This window comes from Nocardioides luti (assembly GCF_014212315.1).
Taxonomy (GTDB): Bacteria; Actinomycetota; Actinomycetes; order Propionibacteriales; family Nocardioidaceae; genus Nocardioides; species Nocardioides luti.
In genome coordinates this window covers 950,212-967,036 of sequence record NZ_JACKXE010000001.1, presented here as the reverse complement: position 1 = coordinate 967,036, position 16,825 = coordinate 950,212, and the positions used below count along the sequence as shown (strand labels likewise).

Genomic DNA, 16,825 nt, shown 5'->3' with positions numbered 1-16,825 from the left:
ATGACCCGCATCATCGGGGGATCCGCGGGCGGTCGTCGCATCACGACACCCCGCGGCGTCCACACGCGCCCGACCAGCGACCGGGTGCGCGAGGCGCTCTTCTCGGCCGTGGAGTCGTGGTGCGGCTCGCTGCACGGCCTGCGCTTCCTCGACCTGTACGCCGGCTCGGGGGCCGTCGGGCTCGAGGCGTGGTCCCGCGGGGCCGGTGTGGTGACGCTCGTCGAGCAGGACCGCCGCACCGCCGCCCTGATCGCGGGCAACGCCCGCACGCTCGGCTTCCCCAAGGCGAACGTCGTCGCGGCCCCCGTCGCCGGCACGCTGCGCCGCGCCCCCAGCGCGCCGTACGACGTCGCGTTCCTCGACCCGCCGTACCCCCTCGAGGACGCGGCCGTGCGCGACGACCTCGCCGCGCTGGTGTCGCACGACTGGCTGGTCCCGGGCGCGATGGTCGTCGTCGAGCGCTCGGTCCGCAGCCCCGAGCCGACCTGGCCCGGCACCTTCACCGACGTCCGCGAGCGCCGCTACGGCGAGACCGTGCTTTGGTACGGTCACGCCGCGTCGTCACCCGGCGCCCCCGGCACCACCGACCCCGCGACGCCCCCCGACCAGGAGTGACCCCCGTGCGCCGAGCCGTCTGCCCCGGATCCTTCGACCCGGTCACCCTCGGGCACCTCGACGTCATCGCGCGGGTGTCCGGCCTCTTCGACGAGGTCGTCGTCGCCGTGGGCACCAACGCGTCGAAGAACCGCCTCTTCAGCGCCGACGAGCGCCTCGACATGCTCCGCGAGGCCTGCTCGGGCCACGCGAACGTCCGCGTCGACGGCTTCACCGGCCTCCTTACGACCTACTGCCAGGAGCAGGACGTGCACGCGATCGTGAAGGGCCTGCGCGCGGTGAGCGACTTCGACTACGAGCTCCAGATGGCGCAGATGAACGCCTCGCTCACCGGCGTCGAGACCGTCTTCCTGCCGGCCGACCCGGCGCACTCCTTCGTGAGCTCGAGCCTGGTCAAGGAGGTCGCGACCTTCGGCGGCGACGTGTCGGCCTACCTCCCCGACTTCGTGAACGAGCGACTGACGGCCAGACTGGCCGAGCGCCGCGCGGCCGCCGACGGCTGAGCGCGCCGCCCACCCGGGGTCGGTTTTGCCCCGCCCCGCCCCTGACCGTTACGATTCACAACGATCTGTTTGTGCCCGGACCCGGAAGTGATCACATCAGCAATCTGGACCCGAGAGCGCCGCTCGTGCTCGATACTCGCGAGCTCGGCCGCCGCCCGGGGTCCCAGCGCGAAGTGACGCGGATGGTTCCGGCACCGGCAGATCTGGGTATCGAGGTCCTCGGTGTCCCCGAAGGCTCCCAGGTCGAACTCGACCTGAGGCTCGAGGCGGTCATGGAGGGTGTCTTGGTCACCGGTTCGGCCACGGCCGAGCTGGTCGGCGAATGCGTGCGGTGCCTGGAGCCGATCGAGGACGAGCTGTCCGCGAGGTTCCAGGAGCTGTTCGTCTACGACGACCGCGACCACGACCCCGACGAGGACGACGAGACCAGCCGGCTCGAGGACGACCTGCTCGACCTCGAGCCACTGCTGCGGGACGCGGTGGTGCTCGCACTGCCGTTCCAGCCGTTGTGCTCCGAGGACTGTCCAGGGTTGTGCACCGAGTGTGGTGCCCGACTGGCCGACGATCCCGACCACGGGCACGACGAGCCGATCGACCCGCGCTGGGCAGGTTTGACCCAGCTGGTGCAGGACCAAGAAGAAGACTGAAACACCGGAAGACGAACACCAGCTGGGCAACCACCGGCTGGACGCAAGCGGCTCGGAGACGTCTCCGGCCCAGGTAGAGGAGAAAACAGTGGCAGTCCCGAAGCGGAAGATGTCGCGCAGCAACACGCGTCACCGTCGTTCGCAGTGGAAGGCCGTCGCGCCGTCCCTGGTGACCTGCGCGAACGCCGCCTGCGGCGCCAAGCACCTGCCCCACCGTGCCTGTGGCACGTGCGGTCAGTACGGCGCCCGGGCCGACCGCCGTCAGGTCCTCTGATCCTGATCTCGGTCCGCTGACCAACTACGGCGAGCTGCGAGCAGCGCTGGGCGATCCGATCCTGGACCCCGCGCTGCTCGAGCGCGCCCTCACGCACCGGTCGTTCGCCTACGAGAACGGCAACCTCCCGACCAACGAGCGCCTGGAGTTCCTCGGGGACTCGGTGCTCGGCGTGGTCGTGACGGAGACGCTCTACCTCACGCACCCGGACCTCTCCGAGGGCCGGCTCGCGAAGCTCCGTGCGGCGGTCGTCAACGCCCGCGCGCTGGCCGAGGTCGGCCGCGGCATCGGGCTCGGCGAGCACGTCAAGCTCGGGCGCGGCGAGGAGTCGACCGGTGGCCGCAACAAGGCCTCGATCCTCTCCGACACCGTCGAGGCCGTGATCGGTGCCGTGCACCTCAGCGAGGGCGGCATCGCCGTCTCCTCGCAGGTCGTCCACCGCCTCTTCGACCCGCTCATCGAGGCCGCCTCCGCCCTCGGCGCCGGGCTGGACTGGAAGACCTCGCTCCAGGAGCTCTCCGCCGAGCACGCGCTCGGGGTCCCCGAGTACGTCATCGAGGACGAGGGCCCGGACCACATGAAGACCTTCACCGCGCAGGTCCGCGTCGGCACCTCCCTCTACGGCAACGGCGTCGGCCGGTCGAAGAAGGAGGCCGAGCAGGCGGCTGCCGAGACGGCGTACGGCGAGATCGCCCACGCCCTCGGTGTCGAGGACCCCGCCGTCGGCGCCGCGACCAGCCGCGCCGCCTCCCTCAACGACTGACGGGCACCCCGTGCCCGAGCTCCCCGAGGTCGAGGTCGTCCGCGCCGGTCTCGAGCGCCACGTCCTCGGCGCCACCGTCACCCGCGTCGACGTCCTGCACCCGCGCCCGGTCCGGCGCGACCCGCGCGGGCCCGAGGGCTTCGCCGCAGCGCTGACCGGCCGCCGGATCGAGGCGGCCCGCCGCCGCGGGAAGTACCTCTGGCTGCCGCTCGACAACGGCGATGCCCTGCTCGGCCACCTCGGCATGAGCGGCCAGCTGCTCGTGCAGCCGCCCGAGGCGGCCGACGAGCGCCACCTGCGCGTCCGGCTCGCGCTCGAGGGCGCCGCCGAGGGGCGCGAGCTGCGCTTCGTCGACCAGCGGATGTTCGGCGGCCTGTCGATCTCCGCGGGCGGCGCCGACCTCCCGACCGAGATCGCGCACATCGCGCGCGACCCGCTCGACCCGGCGTTCGACGACGACGAGTTCGTACGCCGGGTGCGCACCCGCTCCTCCGGCATCAAGCGCCAGCTGCTCGACCAGGGGCTCGTCTCGGGCGTCGGCAACATCTACGCCGACGAGGCGCTCTGGCGGGCCCGGCTGCACGGCGAGCGTCCGGGGGAGCGGCTCACCCGGGCCCAGGTCCGCGAGCTGCTCGACCACGCCCGGACCGTGATGAGTGACGCGCTGGGCCAGGGCGGCACCTCCTTCGACGCGCTGTACGTCAACGTCAACGGCGAGTCCGGCTACTTCGACCGCTCGCTGCACGCCTACGGCCGCGAGGGCGAGCCGTGCGACCGGTGCGGGGCCCCGATCCGCCGGGCCGCCTTCATGAACCGCTCGTCGTACTCCTGCCCGGTCTGCCAGCCGGCGCCGCGGCGTCGCCGTGCGGTCGCCCAGGCTTTGCCGACGCCGGATTGACCCTGCCGCGGTGTGGTGGGACATTGGAAGGCGGCCCGCCACCGCGGGCTTCCCTCCCAGCTGGAAGGCTCGTCCATGGCCAAGGCGCTGATCGGCTACCTGAACAGCGACCTCCGCACCCCGTCACGGCTGGTGGCCGAGAACGCCCGCCTCCGCGCCCGTGTCGGTGAGCTCGAGACGCTCGTCCTCCGCCTCTCCGAGGACAACGACCGGCTGGCGGCCGCGCACGCCGACACGCTGCTCGACCTCGAGTCGGCGTCGCTCGCGGAGATGCAGCCGGTCTGACCGGAGTCCGACCGCCGACCCGCGTGACCGCGGGCCGGTTGGGTCGTTGACCGTCCATGCGAGCCCTAGCCGCCCTTGCCGCCGCCACCCTGACCGTCGGCGCCGCCGTGAGCCTGGCCGCCCCGGCGTCCGCGCACGGCGAGCGACCGCACCAGCGCCCCGCCCAGTCCGCGATCGCGGGCGACGGCACCGGCCTCCTGGCCAGCCCGAACGTCGAGCACCTCTCGGCCAACCCCGGCCAGGTCGGGATCTCCGGCTGCTTCATGAAGTCCGCCCCGATCTTCGTCACCAGCGGCGCCGACTCGGTCCGCGTCTGGGACGTCACCGACGCGGCCCACCCGACCGTCGTCGGCGTGCTGCCGCAGGCCCTGTTCGAGAACGAGGCGATGAACTGCGGCGAGCGCACCACGAAGGACGGGAAGACCACCCGCTTCGTGCTCATCGGCGTCGACGCCGTGCAGGCCTCGCCCGGCGACGTGCAGCACACGAACGTCGGCGGGGGCGAGCTGATCGTGGTCGACGTGACCGACCCGACGAACCCGGTCATCGCCGGCCGGGCCCCCGGCACGACGAGCACCCACACCGTCGCGTGCGTGCGCGACACCCAGTGCTCCTACGCCTACTCCGCCGGCGAGGACGACCACTTCTCGATCTTCGACCTGCGCGACGTGACCAAGCCGCGCGAGGTCGACGCCGACAAGGCGAAGGCCGGCGTCCAGCCGTTCTTCTCGCCCACCGCGGGCCACAAGTGGAACTTCGACGCGGCCGGCATCGGCACCCACACCGGCTGGAACGGCGCCTCGATGTGGCGCACCACCCACCCGCGGCACCCGAAGCTGATCACCACGACCGGCAAGGCCGGCCGCGGCACCGACCCGAAGCACCCCGGCTGGAACGACTTCATCCTGCACAACTCGTTCCGCCCGAACGCCAACGCCTTCAAGCCGAACAGCAAGCCGTCCTTCAAGCACGGCAACATCCTGCTCGCGACCGAGGAGGACTACGAGCAGACCGACTGCACGCAGGCCGGTTCCTTCCAGACCTGGTGGGTCAAGAAGCTCGACGGCTCGAAGGCTGCGATCGTCCCGCTCGACAAGGTGGAGCTCTCCGACCTCGGCAACTTCCCGCTGCCCCAGGGCACCTTCTGCTCCTCGCACTGGTTCGACTACCGCCCCGGCGGCCTCGTCGCGGTCGGGTTCTACGGCGGCGGCACGCAGATCATCGACGCCCGCAACCCGCGCAACCTGACGTCCTACGGCCACGCCCTCTGGGGTGCCTCCGAGGTCTGGGACAACGTCTGGGTCCCGGTCTACAAGAACGGCAAGGACACCGGCCGGACGTCCAACGTCGTCTACGCCATCGACGCCGTCCGCGGTCTCGACGTGTACGCCGTGGACGTGCCCGGCGACGGCATCGGCGCCCGGCCGACCGCCTCGGTGGTCCCGCACCCCTCGGTCGCCGACCGTGCCCAGGACACCGCGGTGCCGCTCGGGCTCGTCGGCGGGGCGATGGCGCTGGCCCTCGCCGTACGCCGTCGCGGCCGCCGCGCCCGCGCCCGCGCCTGATCCCTGCCCCGGACGCAGGACGACCCCCCGTGCTGGGCGCGGGGGGTCGTCCCGCCGCAAACCGGACGTGGCCGGTGACCTCCCTGCCCTAGGCTCCTCGACTTGTGAGCCGCCTGCTGGAAGCCGTCGTCCCCGCACGTCTCGGGACCCGCTTCCGCTGGCTGCTGGCGTCGTCGTGGATCTCCAACCTGGGTGACGGGATCGCGATCGCCGCCGGACCGCTCCTGGTCGCCTCGCAGACCCACGACCCCTTCCTCGTCGCGCTCGCGGCCCTGCTCCAGTGGCTGCCGCCGCTCCTCTTCGGGCTGTACGCCGGGGCCCTGTCCGACCGCCTCGACCGCCGGCTCATCGTCGTCACCGTCGACCTGCTGCGGGCGGTCGTGCTCACCGCGCTCTTCCTGCTCGGCACCGCCGAGGTGTTCGCCGACAACTCCTCGCAGACCCTGCTTCCGATGGTCGTCGCCCGCGACGACCTCGCGGTCGCGAACGCACGCCTGCAGACCGGCTTCATCACGGTCAACCAGCTCGCCGGGCCGCCGATCGGGGCGGCGCTGTTCGCGGCCGGCGCGGCCCTGCCCTTCGTCACCCAGGCGGTGCTCGTCGCGCTGGGCGCCCTGCTGGTCTCGCGGGTGGTGCTGCCGCCGCACCGCCGGGAGGAGGCCGCGGACACGCACGTGCGGCAGGACATCGTCGATGGGCTGCGCTGGGTGCGCCACCACCCGGCGGTGCGCACCCTCGTGCTGACGATCTTCACCTTCAACATCACCTTCGGCGCCGCCTGGTCGGTGCTCGTCCTCTACGCGACGCAGCGGCTCGGGATGGGGGCGGTCGGGTTCGGCCTGCTCACCACGGTCTCCGCGGTCGGCGGGCTGGCCGGCACGCTGTCGTACGGCTGGATCACCCGCCGGGTCAGCCTGGGCAACCTGATGCGCATCGGCCTGGTGATCGAGACGTTCACCCACCTGTTCCTGGCGCTCACGACCGTGCCGTGGGTGGCGATGGTGATCTTCTTCGTCTTCGGGGCGCACGCGTTCGTGTGGGGCACGACCTCGGTCACGGTCCGGCAGCGCGCCGTCCCGACGGAGCTCCAGGGGCGGGTCGGGAGCGTCAACGGCGTCGGCGTCTTCGGCGGACTCGTCCTGGGCTCCGGCATCGGCGGGCTCCTCGCCCAGCACGCCGGGATCACCGCGCCGTTCTGGTTCGCGTTCGCCGGCTCGGCCGTGTTCGTCGTCCTGATCTGGGGGCAGCTCTCCCACATCGCGCACGCGGACGAGGAGCCGGTCGCGGCCGCGGGAGGTCAGGCGGAGGACACCGCCTGACCTCCCGCGGGCGGCGTACGACGCCGGGTAGGGTGAGCGGCGCTGTACCCGTCACCGGGCTTCCCCCCTCGTGGCTGCCATGATGCAGCCCCGTCGCAGTGCCGTGCACGGACCGCCCGGACGGGCGGCCCGACGATGGTGAGGAGCCACCGCGTTGTACCTGAAGAGCCTGACCCTCAAGGGGTTCAAGTCCTTCGCGTCCGCCACGACGCTCCAGCTCGAGCCCGGCATCACCTGCATCGTCGGCCCCAACGGCTCCGGCAAGTCCAACGTCGTCGACGCGCTCGCGTGGGTGATGGGCGAGGCCAGCGCCAAGTCGCTGCGCGGCGGCAAGATGGACGACGTCATCTTCGCCGGCACCTCCGGCCGCCCGCCGCTGGGCCGCGCCGAGGTGCTGCTGACGATCGACAACTCCGACGGCGCGCTCCCGATCGAGTACGCCGAGGTCACGATCAGCCGCACGATGTTCCGCAGCGGCGGCTCGGAGTACGCCATCAACGGCAGCTCGTGCCGGCTGCTCGACGTGCAGGAGCTGCTCAGCGACTCCGGCATCGGCCGCGAGATGCACGTGATCGTCGGGCAGGGCCAGCTCGACACGATCCTGCACGCGACCCCCGAGGACCGCCGCGGCTTCATCGAGGAGGCCGCAGGCGTCCTCAAGCACCGCAAGCGCAAGGAGAAGGCCCTCCGCAAGCTCGACTCGACCGAGGGCAACCTGACCCGGCTGCAGGACCTCCTCACCGAGATCCGCCGCCAGCTCAAGCCGCTCGGCCGCCAGGCCGAGGTGGCCCGCAAGGCCCAGGCCGTGCAGATGGACGTGCGCGACGCCCGCGCCCGCCTGATGGCCGACGACCTCGTCACCGCCCGCACCGCGCTCGAGCAGGAGCTGGCCGACGAGTCGATCCTGGTCGAGCGCCGCGCGCTGGTCGAGGCGGCCGTCGCCGAGGCCCGCGAGACCGAGGCCGCCCTCGAGGCCGCGCTGCGCGAGGACCTGCCGGCGCTGTCCGCGGCCCAGGAGACGTGGTTCGCCCTCTCCGGCCTGCGCGAGCGGCTCCGGGGCACGCAGTCCCTGGCCACCGAGCGGGTCCGCAACGCCGCCGGCACGACCGAGTCCGAGCTGAGCCACTCCGGGCGCGACCCCGAGCAGCTCGAGGCCGAGGCGACCCGGGTCCGCGAGCAGGAGCAGCAGATCGCCGCCGAGGTGGACCGCCAGCGCACCACGCTCGAGCAGGCCGTCACGGCCCGCAAGGCCGCCGAGGACGCCGCCGCCGCCGAGGAGCGCCGGATCTCCGGGCTCCAGCGCGCCGCCGCCGACCGCCGCGAGGGCCTGGCCCGGCTGCACGGGCAGGTCAACGCGCTCAAGTCCCGCGCCGCCGCGGCCGACGACGAGGTCGGACGCCTCCAGCTCGCCCGCGAGGAGGCCGTGGCCCGCGCCGACCGCGCCCAGCGCGACTTCACCTCCCTCGAGACCCGGGTCGCCGGGCTCGACGCGGGGGAGGAGGGGCTCGACGCCGAGCACGAGGCGGCGAGCAGCCTGCTCGGCGACATCGAGGACCGCCTGGCCAAGGCCCGCGACGAGGCCCAGCAGGCCGACCGCGACCGGGGCGCCCTGCTGGCCCGCAAGGACGCCCTCGAGATGGGCCTCAACCGCAAGGACGGGGCCGGTGCCCTGCTGGCCGCCACCGACCACGTCTCCGGGATGCTCGGTTCCGTCGCCGCGCTGCTGTCGGTGCGCAGCGGCTACGAGGCCGCCGTCGCCGGGGCGCTCGGCTCCGCGGCCGACGCGGTCGCCGTCACCGACGCCGACGCAGCCGTCCGCGCGATCGGCCACCTCAAGGGCGACGACCTCGGCCGCGCCGGCCTGCTGCTCGGCGGCGGACCGACCGACGACACCTCCTGGCCCGGGCTGCCGGGCCACGCGGCGTACGCCGTGGACGTCGTGGAGTGCCCCGACGCCCTGCGACCCGCCCTGGCGCGGCTGCTGTTCAAGGTCGCCGTCGTCGACGACCTGGCCGCCGCCCGCGCCCTCGTCGCCGACATGTCCGACCTCACCGCGGTCACCCGCGACGGGGACGTGCTCGGCGCGCACTTCGCCTCCGGCGGCTCCTCGAGCCAGCCGAGCCTGATCGAGATCCAGGCCGCCGTCGACGAGGCCGCCGCCCAGCTCGCCGAGGCGATCGCGTCCTCGGAGCGGCTCGGCTTCGACATGTCCCGCCTCGAGGCCGAGCGCCTCGACGCGCAGAAGCGGGTCGACGTCGCGCTGGCCAAGCTCCACGAGTCCGACGCGACCCTCGCCGCGGTGGCCGAGGAGCTGGGGCAGTACGGCTCCCAGGCCCGCTCCGCCCGCGCCGAGGCCGAGCGCGTCACCCAGGCGATCGCCAAGGCCGAGCAGGCGCGCGCGCAGGACCTCGCCGGGCTCGCCGACCTCGAGGCCCGCCTCGCGCAGGCCGAGGACGCCCCCGACGAGGAGCCCGACACCGCCGACCGCGAGCGCCTGGTGGACGAGGCCCGTGCCTCCCGCCAGGGCGAGATGGACGCCCGGCTGTCGCTGCGCACCGCCGAGGAGCGCGCCCGCGCGCTGCACGGTCGCGCCGACTCGCTCGTCCGGGCGGCCAAGGCCGAGCGGGAGACGCGGGCCCGGGCCGCCGAGCGCCGCGAGCGGCTGCTGCGCGAGGGCCGGGCCGCGGAGGCCGTCGGCGTCGCGGTCGCCTACGTGCTGACTCGCCTGGAGGTCTCGATCCACCTGGCCACGGAGCGGCGTACCGCCGTCGAGCAGGCCCGGCAGGGCCGCGAGCAGGACCTGCTCGCGATCCGTGCCCGGCTGCGCGAGCTCGGCCGCGAGCACGACGAGCTGGTCAACTCCGTGCACCGCGACGAGATGGCCCGCACCCAGCAGCGGATGCGCATCGAGCAGCTCGAGGAGCGCGCGCTCGAGGAGCTCGGCCTCGACCCGGACGGCCTGGTCGCGGACTACGGCCCCGACCAGCTTGTCCCCGCCACCTCGCCGCTGGCCCGCGTTGACGGGGCCGAGGGCGGTGCCGAGGGGGACGAGGACGTCTACCCCGACCCGGTGCCGTTCGTGCGTGAGGAGCAGCAGAAGCGGCTGCGCAGCGCCGAGCGCTCGCTCTCGATGCTCGGCAAGGTGAACCCGCTCGCGCTGGAGGAGTTCTCGGCGATGGAGGAGCGGCACAAGTTCCTCACCGAGCAGCTCGAGGACCTCAAGAAGACCCGCAAGGACCTCCTCGACATCGTCAAGGAGGTCGACGACCGCGTGCAGCAGGTCTTCACCGAGGCGTACGCCGACGTCGAGCGCGCCTTCGACGCGACCTTCGCGCGGCTCTTCCCCGGGGGCGAGGGCCGCCTGGTGCTCACCCAGCCCGACGACATGCTCAACACCGGCATCGAGGTCGAGGCCCGCCCGGCCGGCAAGAAGGTCAAGCGGCTCTCGCTGCTCTCCGGCGGTGAGCGGTCGCTCGTGGCGGTCTGCTTCCTGGTCTCGCTGTTCAAGGCCCGGCCCTCGCCGTTCTACATCCTCGACGAGGTCGAGGCCGCCCTCGACGACACCAACCTCGGCCGGCTGCTCGAGATCTACGAGGAGCTCCGCGAGAACTCCCAGCTCCTCGTCATCACCCACCAAAAGCGGACCATGGAGGTCGGCGACGCGCTGTACGGCGTCACCATGCGCGGCGACGGCGTCTCCGCCGTCATCAGCCAGCGGCTGCGGGCCGAGCCGGCATGAGCGAGCGCCCCACCCGCGCCGACTACGTCGCGTGGCGCACCGTGACGACCCGGTGGCGCGACGACGACGCCTACGGCCACCTGAACAACGCGACGTACTACGAGCTGTTCGACACCGCGGTCAACGCCCACCTCTACGAGGCGACCGGGCTCGACGTGCGCTCGCTCCCGCAGATCGGGGTGGTGGCCGAGACCTCGTGCCGCTACTTCCGCGAGGTCGGCTTCCCGGCGCCGATCGAGACCGGGCTGGTCGTGGACAAGGTCGGCACCTCGAGCATCGTCTACCGGATCGGGATCTTCCAGGGGGACGCCGACGAGGCGGCCGCCGAGGGCCGGTTCGTGCACGTGTACGTCGACAACACCGACCCGGCTCGCTCGGTGACCCCGATGCCCGACGCGATTCGCGCGGCCGTGGAGCCGCTGCTCCGGCCCACCCGCTGAGTCGCCCGCGGCGGTGACGTCGACCACGTCCCCGGCGCGTCCGGGTGCGAGCGCTGCGGGCACGCAGGGGGTGTGTGTCACGGTGGGGAGGGGTACTCACCTGCTACCCCCGTCGTCTCGGAAGAGGTTCCCGCCGTGCTCACCATCGCCCTCGTGATGCTCGTGATCGTCGTCCTGGCCGTGCTGGTCGTCACCTACGTGGCGTTCCCCCACCGTGGCGAGGAGGTCCCGGCCGCCCCGTGGCTCGGGGACGCCATGGCGAAGGCGGCCGAGGCCGCCCCCACCCTGCCGACCGAGGGCGACGAGGTGCACGGCCGCGAGGTCGCGGAGCGCCAGGAGGCGCAGCACCGCGCGTGACGCCGCCCCGCCGGCCTCTGGTTGGATGGCCGCATGGGTGACTGGATCTATCTGATCGTCGGCATCGCCGTTCTCGGCGTCGCCGCTCTTGCCGGCCTCGTGACCTCGGGTCGCCGGCGCCGCATCGAGCCGCCGCGGGGCGGCACGGACGTCATCACCCCGCCGCCGGCCGACGGCGACGTCGAGGCTCCGGTCGAGGAGACACCGGCGGTCGTCGTGCCCGAGGGCCCGACCGCGCCGGCCACTCCCACGCTCGAGCGCCCCGAGGGCACCGCGTCGCGCCTCGTCCGGCTGCGCCAGCGGCTGGCCGGCTCGCAGGGCGGCCTCGGCCGCGGCCTGCTCGCGCTGCTGTCGCGCGACCGGCTCGACGAGGACACCTGGGAGTCCATCGAGGACACCCTGCTCACGGCCGACATCGGGGTCGCCCCGACCCAGCAGCTCGTCGAGCGGCTGCGCACCCGGCTGCGCGTCGACGGCGCCAGCGCCGCCGACGCCCGGACCGTGCTCCGCGAGGAGCTCCTGGAGCTGGTCGACCCGACCATGGACCGCCGCCTGCAGGTCAGCGGCGAGGACGGCAGGCCGGGCGTCGTCCTGGTCGTCGGCGTGAACGGTGCCGGCAAGACCACCACCGTCGGCAAGATCGCCCGGATCCTCGTCGCCGAGGACCGCACCGTCGTGCTCGGCGCCGCCGACACCTTCCGCGCGGCCGCCGTCGAGCAGCTGGCCACGTGGGGCGAGCGCGTCGGCGTCGAGGTGGTCCGCGGCCCGGAGGGCACCGACCCGGCGAGCGTCGCCTTCGAGGCCGTCAAGCAGGGCACCGAGCGCGGCGTCGACACCGTCATCGTCGACACCGCCGGCCGGCTCCAGAACAAGGCCGGCCTGATGGACGAGCTCGGCAAGGTCAAGCGCGTCATCGAGAAGCAGGCCCCGGTCACCGAGGTGCTGCTGGTCCTCGACGCGACCACCGGCCAGAACGGCATGATCCAGGCCCGCGTCTTCAGCGAGATCGTCAACGTCACCGGCATCGTGCTCACCAAGCTCGACGGCTCCGCCAAGGGCGGCATCGTCGTCGCCGTGCAGCGCGAGCTGGGCGTCCCGGTCAAGCTCGTCGGTCTCGGCGAGGGCGCCGACGACCTGGCCCCCTTCGACGCCGGCGCGTTCGTCGACGCCCTGCTGGGCTGAGCCGGGTCAGGCCCGACGGAGGGCCGTCACGGCGTCGGCGAGCTGCTCGGCGCGCCGGTCGAACGAGTGCGCCACGGCGACCCGGTCGGCGATCGCGGCCATCTCCTCGTCCGAGGGCCAGCGCGAGCGCCCCGCGGGGGAGCAGAGGAACGCCAGCTCGTCGGGGGTGCGGTAGACCTGCACGGCCCCTTCCAGCGCCTCGGTGCCGGGCACGTCGTCACAGACGACGCGCGCGCCGGCAGCGACGGCGTCGAACAGGCGGTTGGCCAGGAACCCGTGGGTGGCCATGTCGCCCCAGTGGTCGGCGAGCACCAGGCCGTGGCGGCGGTAGAGCGCCATCAGCGCGTCGTTCGCGACGTACGCCGAGCGCAGGTGACCGTCCGGGAGCACGCCCTCCCAGCCCGGGCCGTGCACCTCGACCGGCACGCCCGCCGCCACGGCGTCCAGCACGATCCGGCGCGGCCGGCCGGCGTGGGTGTTGCCGACGAAGAGCGGGCGCGACCCGTCCCCGACGGGTGACGAGCGGTCGGGGCGCAGCGCCAGGTCGGTCGCCTGCAGCAGGGGCTCCACCGGTCGCCCGCTGCGGTGGCTCATCTCCCGCGCCCACATCGACGAGGCGGCGAAGACGCGGTCGACGCCGACGAGCTCCTCGGGGTCGACGTCCTCGGGGTGGCTGATCACCCAGACCACGTTGACCCGGCCGTCGACCGGGCGGACCGGGTCGAGGCCGCGCAGGTGCAGGGCGACGGCGTCGGGCCCGGCCGGTGCGACGTCCTGCGCACCGTGGCGGACAAGGACCGGGTCCTGCCCGCGGGCCGCCAGCGCGCGGGCGAGGGACCGGGCGAAGTGCACATCCCCCCACCGGTCGCCCTTCTCGCCGCCCGGCGCCGCGATCGTCAGGGCCCAGCGCCGCCCGTCGGGCGCCTGCGCGGACGGGGAGCGACCGCGCCACCGCTCCAGCAGCGGGCCGTGGCCGTCCACCGGGAGGGTCGGGAGAGGGGTCGCGGGTCCGTGCCGGGTGACGAGGGAGGAGGGCTCGACGGCGAAGTGGCCCGCACGCAGCTCTCCGGCGCGCAGGCAGAGGTCGAGGTCGGCGTGCCCGTCCGGGAGCCGGGGGTCGAGGCCGCCGAGGGCCACGACGTCCTCGGCCCGCAGCAGCAGCGCCTCGGTCGACACGGCCGCGAAGCCCGTGCCGCCCCGCGTGCGCGCGTCCTCGAGGGGGTGGCCGACGAGGTGGTGGCGCGGTGCGTCGGACCCGTCGACGAGGACGGTGCCCGCGGACCGGATGGTGTCGTCGGGCTCCAGCAGCAGCGGCTGGACCCCGAGCACGAGCGGGTCGGCGAGGTGGGCGACCAGCGGCTCCCACCACCCGGGCCGAGGCTCCGAGCCGGGCGCGAGGAGGAGGACGTGCTCGCCGGTCGACGCGGCGACGGCGAGGTCGCGTGCGGAGGCTCGGTCGAGACGCCGGGGCAGCCGGACGAGGCGCACCCGGTCGTCGCCGAGGAGCCCGGCAGCCAGGGTCATCGCGGCGAGGGGAGGGGAGCCGTGGTCCAGCACGACGACCTCGAGGTCGACACCGGGGGAGCTGCGCAGGACCGCGGCGACCCCGTTGAGGGTCGCCGCCGGACCGACCTCGTCGTCCACGGCGACGAGCACCGAGAGCCGGCCGGGAGCACGACCGAGCCCGGACCGGCGTACGGCGTCGCGCGGCTCGGCGGCGAGCGGGCCCGCCACCGGGCGCTGCTCCTGCACCACGCGCGCGTGCTCCAGCAGCAGGTCGCGCGCCCGGCCCCAGGTCAGCCCGCGCCCGCCCGGCAGGGGCGTCTCCGCCCGGGCCGTCGCGAGGAAGAGACCGAGGGACCCGCCCGGGTGGGCCGCCCGCTCCTCGTCGGTCCCGGACACGGCCCGGGCGTCGAAGAGCGGACCCAGGCGGCGCCGGGAGCCCGGCCCCTCGAGGTGGCGCAGCAGCGGACCGGCCGCCCGCTCCTCGAGGCGGGTGCGCACGCGAGCGGGCAGCGAGCCCAGGTCGACCAGGGGATGGGGTGACCACCGCCCGCCGGACCCGTCGAACGCCTGCGCCGCGGCCAGGTCGGACGCGAACGCCTGCCCGCTCGACGCCTCGCAGAACGCCCGATCGACGAGACCGGCCGCGACCAGGCGCCGGACCGGCCCGGCCACCGCCTCGCGCGGCGGGGGCTCCGCCGCGTCCGGGGCGGGTCGCCTCCTGGGGAACTTCACGCTTCTGCTCGCCTCGTGGTCGTCGCCTGGGTCGGTGGTGCCCCCACCCTAGGGGCGCGGGCGCCCGCGGCCCGGCCGCCGGTCCCGGACCCGCCCGCGCGGATCTCAAACCTGCCCGGCGCGTTCGTAACACGGAAGTAACAGCCGTCGGGAACTCGTTTCCTGCCCGCAACATCTCTCGGCGAGCGGTGAAACCTCCACCCCCGATCGTTTCTGGCAATGGGGCGGACACCCGGGTCGACAGTGCGGTCGTCGCCGACTTCCCGCCCTCCTCAGATGTGATCCCTGGAGGTTCTGTGGACGGCTATTACGCCTTCATGATCGTGGCCACGTTGCTGGTCCTCATGATGACGACGCCTGGTCTCGCCCTGTTCTACGGCGGCATGACGCGTTCCAAGTCCGTGCTCAACATGATGATGATGTCGTACATCACGATGGGCATCGTCGGCATCGTCTACGTCCTGTGGGGCTGGTCGATGTCGTTCAGCGACGGCTTCAGCGGGGACGGCAAGCTCTTCGCCGACCCGTTCAAGCTCTTCGGCCTCAAGGACGTCGACCCGAGCGGCTACATCTTCGTGATGTTCCAGCTGACGTTCGCGGTCATCACCGCCGCCCTCATCAGCGGCGCGATCGCCGACCGCGTGAAGCTCTCCTCGTGGGTGGTCTTCCTGCCGCTCTGGGTGACGCTCTCCTACTTCCCCCTCGCGCACATGGTGTTCGGCGGCGGCCTCATCGGCGGCAAGATCGGCGCCCAGGACTACGCCGGTGGTACGGCGGTCCACATCAACGCCGGTGTGGCCGGCCTCGTGCTCGCCCTCATCATCGGCAAGCGCGTCGGGTGGCCCAAGGACCCGGCCCGCCCGCACAACCTGACGCTGACCATGCTCGGTGCCGGTCTGCTCTGGGTCGGCTGGTACGGCTTCAACGTGGGCTCGATCGTGCTCTCGTCCGACTCGCTGTCCGACCCGACCGCGCTCTCCGCACAGTTCTACGCCGAGACCGGCCGCACCTTCGCCAACACGACGCTGGCCACCATGGCCGCGATGCTCGCCTGGCTGCTGGTCGAGCGGTTCCTGCACGGCAAGGCCACCTCGCTCGGCGCCGCCTCGGGCATCGTCGCCGGCCTCGTCGCCATCACCCCGGCCTGTGGCGCCGTCGACATCACCGGTGCCATCGCGATCGGCGCCGTCGCCGGTGCGGTCTGCGCCTGGGCCGTCGGCCTCAAGTTCAAGTTCGGCCTCGACGACTCGCTCGACGTGGTCGGCGTGCACTTGGTCGGCGGCATCGTCGGCACCCTGCTGATCGGCCTCTTCTCCACCTCGGACGGTGCCGCCGGCATCGACGGGCTGTTCTACGGCGGCGGCTTCGGCTCGCTCGGCGACCAGGCCCTCGGGGCCCTCATCGCCATCGTCTGGTCGGGTGTCGCCACCGCGATCATCGGCTACGCCATCAAGTTCACGATCGGCTGGCGCGTGAGCGAGGAGGACGAGGTCAACGGGATCGACCTCGCCGAGCACGGCGAGTCGGCGTACGACCTGCACACGGGCGTCGGCGGCGGCTCCAGCACGGGCGTGCTGGCGGCCAGCACCGTCTCCCCGGAAGGAGCCAAGGCATGAAGCTCGTGACCGCGGTCATCAAGCCGCACAAGTGGGAGGACGTCCGCGAGGCCCTCGAGACCTTCGGCGTGACGGGCATGACCGTCAGCGAGGTCAGCGGCTACGGCCGCCAGAAGGGCCACACCGAGGTCTACCGGGGCGCGGAGTACGACATCGCCCTGGTCCCGAAGATCCGCATCGAGATCGTCGTGGACGACGGTGACGCCGAGGACGTCGTCGGCATCGTCGTGAAGACCGCCCAGACCGGACGCATCGGGGACGGCAAGGTGTGGGTCAGCCCCATCGAGACCGTCGTCCGCGTCCGCACGGGCGATCGTGACGGCAATGCCATCTGAGACCGGACGGCTCTGAGTGACGCCCTCCCCGTCGTTCGGCACGTGCGCC

At 73.3% G+C, this 16,825-nt stretch carries 16 protein-coding genes; 15 read left to right on the top strand and 1 reads right to left on the bottom strand.

The annotated features are described in order from the left end of the window. The 13 genes from rsmD (at position 1) to ftsY (ending at position 12,587) form a co-directional block, all read left to right on the top strand. Entirely contained in the window at positions 1-615 is a 615-nt protein-coding gene (gene rsmD, locus H5V45_RS04560) for a 16S rRNA (guanine(966)-N(2))-methyltransferase RsmD (protein ID WP_185251847.1), read from the top strand. A 5-nt stretch (positions 616-620) separates the two neighbouring features. Then, entirely contained in the window at positions 621-1,118 is a 498-nt protein-coding gene (gene coaD, locus H5V45_RS04555) for a pantetheine-phosphate adenylyltransferase (protein ID WP_185251846.1), read from the top strand. Positions 1,119-1,189: 71 nt separating this feature from the next. Further along, on the top strand, positions 1,190-1,765 hold the full coding sequence (locus tag H5V45_RS04550; protein ID WP_343061419.1) for a YceD family protein: 576 nt from the start codon (positions 1,190-1,192) through the stop codon (positions 1,763-1,765). 88 nt (positions 1,766-1,853) lie between these two features. Continuing rightward, positions 1,854-2,039: a 50S ribosomal protein L32 gene (gene rpmF, locus H5V45_RS04545; protein ID WP_185251845.1), complete on the top strand. Its 186-nt coding sequence runs from the start codon at positions 1,854-1,856 to the stop codon at positions 2,037-2,039. Continuing rightward, a complete protein-coding gene (gene rnc, locus H5V45_RS04540) occupies positions 1,987-2,802 on the top strand; it encodes a ribonuclease III (protein ID WP_185254466.1) in 816 nt (271 codons plus the stop codon). Before rpmF ends, rnc begins: the two co-directional genes overlap by 53 nt. Positions 2,803-2,812: 10 nt before the next feature. Continuing rightward, positions 2,813-3,700, top strand: a complete 888-nt coding sequence (gene mutM, locus H5V45_RS04535) for a bifunctional DNA-formamidopyrimidine glycosylase/DNA-(apurinic or apyrimidinic site) lyase (protein ID WP_185251844.1) — start codon at positions 2,813-2,815, stop codon at positions 3,698-3,700. A gap of 75 nt (positions 3,701-3,775) precedes the next feature. Next, the gene (locus tag H5V45_RS04530) at positions 3,776-3,985 is read left to right on the top strand and encodes a hypothetical protein (protein WP_185251843.1); all 210 of its coding nucleotides are present in this window, start codon (positions 3,776-3,778) and stop codon (positions 3,983-3,985) included. 56 nt (positions 3,986-4,041) lie between these two features. Further along, positions 4,042-5,550, top strand: coding sequence for an LVIVD repeat-containing protein (locus H5V45_RS04525; protein ID WP_185251842.1), 1,509 nt, complete (start codon positions 4,042-4,044; stop codon positions 5,548-5,550). Between the two features lie 104 nt (positions 5,551-5,654). After that, positions 5,655-6,869, top strand: coding sequence for an MFS transporter (locus H5V45_RS04520; protein WP_185251841.1), 1,215 nt, complete (start codon positions 5,655-5,657; stop codon positions 6,867-6,869). Positions 6,870-7,023: 154 nt separating this feature from the next. Then, positions 7,024-10,608: a chromosome segregation protein SMC gene (smc, locus tag H5V45_RS04515; RefSeq protein WP_185251840.1), complete on the top strand. Its 3,585-nt coding sequence runs from the start codon at positions 7,024-7,026 to the stop codon at positions 10,606-10,608. Then, on the top strand, positions 10,605-11,048 hold the full coding sequence (locus tag H5V45_RS04510) for an acyl-CoA thioesterase (RefSeq protein WP_185251839.1): 444 nt from the start codon (positions 10,605-10,607) through the stop codon (positions 11,046-11,048). Before smc ends, H5V45_RS04510 begins: the two co-directional genes overlap by 4 nt. Positions 11,049-11,183: 135 nt before the next feature. Then, entirely contained in the window at positions 11,184-11,405 is a 222-nt protein-coding gene (locus tag H5V45_RS04505; protein ID WP_185251838.1) for a hypothetical protein, read from the top strand. 33 nt (positions 11,406-11,438) lie between these two features. Next, positions 11,439-12,587 (top strand): signal recognition particle-docking protein FtsY, encoded by a 1,149-nt coding sequence (gene ftsY / locus H5V45_RS04500; RefSeq protein WP_185251837.1) that lies wholly within the window; start codon positions 11,439-11,441, stop codon positions 12,585-12,587. Positions 12,588-12,593: 6 nt separating this feature from the next. Here ftsY and H5V45_RS04495 read toward each other — a convergent pair whose 3' ends face one another. Then, on the bottom strand, positions 12,594-14,825 hold the full coding sequence (locus tag H5V45_RS04495) for a glycosyltransferase family protein (protein ID WP_185251836.1): 2,232 nt from the start codon (positions 14,823-14,825) through the stop codon (positions 12,594-12,596). 296 nt (positions 14,826-15,121) lie between these two features. Between H5V45_RS04495 and H5V45_RS04490 the strand changes: the two genes are divergently transcribed. After that, positions 15,122-16,441 (top strand): ammonium transporter, encoded by a 1,320-nt coding sequence (locus tag H5V45_RS04490; RefSeq protein WP_343061417.1) that lies wholly within the window; start codon positions 15,122-15,124, stop codon positions 16,439-16,441. Next, positions 16,438-16,776, top strand: coding sequence for a P-II family nitrogen regulator (locus H5V45_RS04485; protein ID WP_185251835.1), 339 nt, complete (start codon positions 16,438-16,440; stop codon positions 16,774-16,776). The genes H5V45_RS04490 and H5V45_RS04485 overlap by 4 nt, the downstream gene beginning before the upstream one ends. The last annotated feature ends 49 nt before the right edge of the window (positions 16,777-16,825 follow it).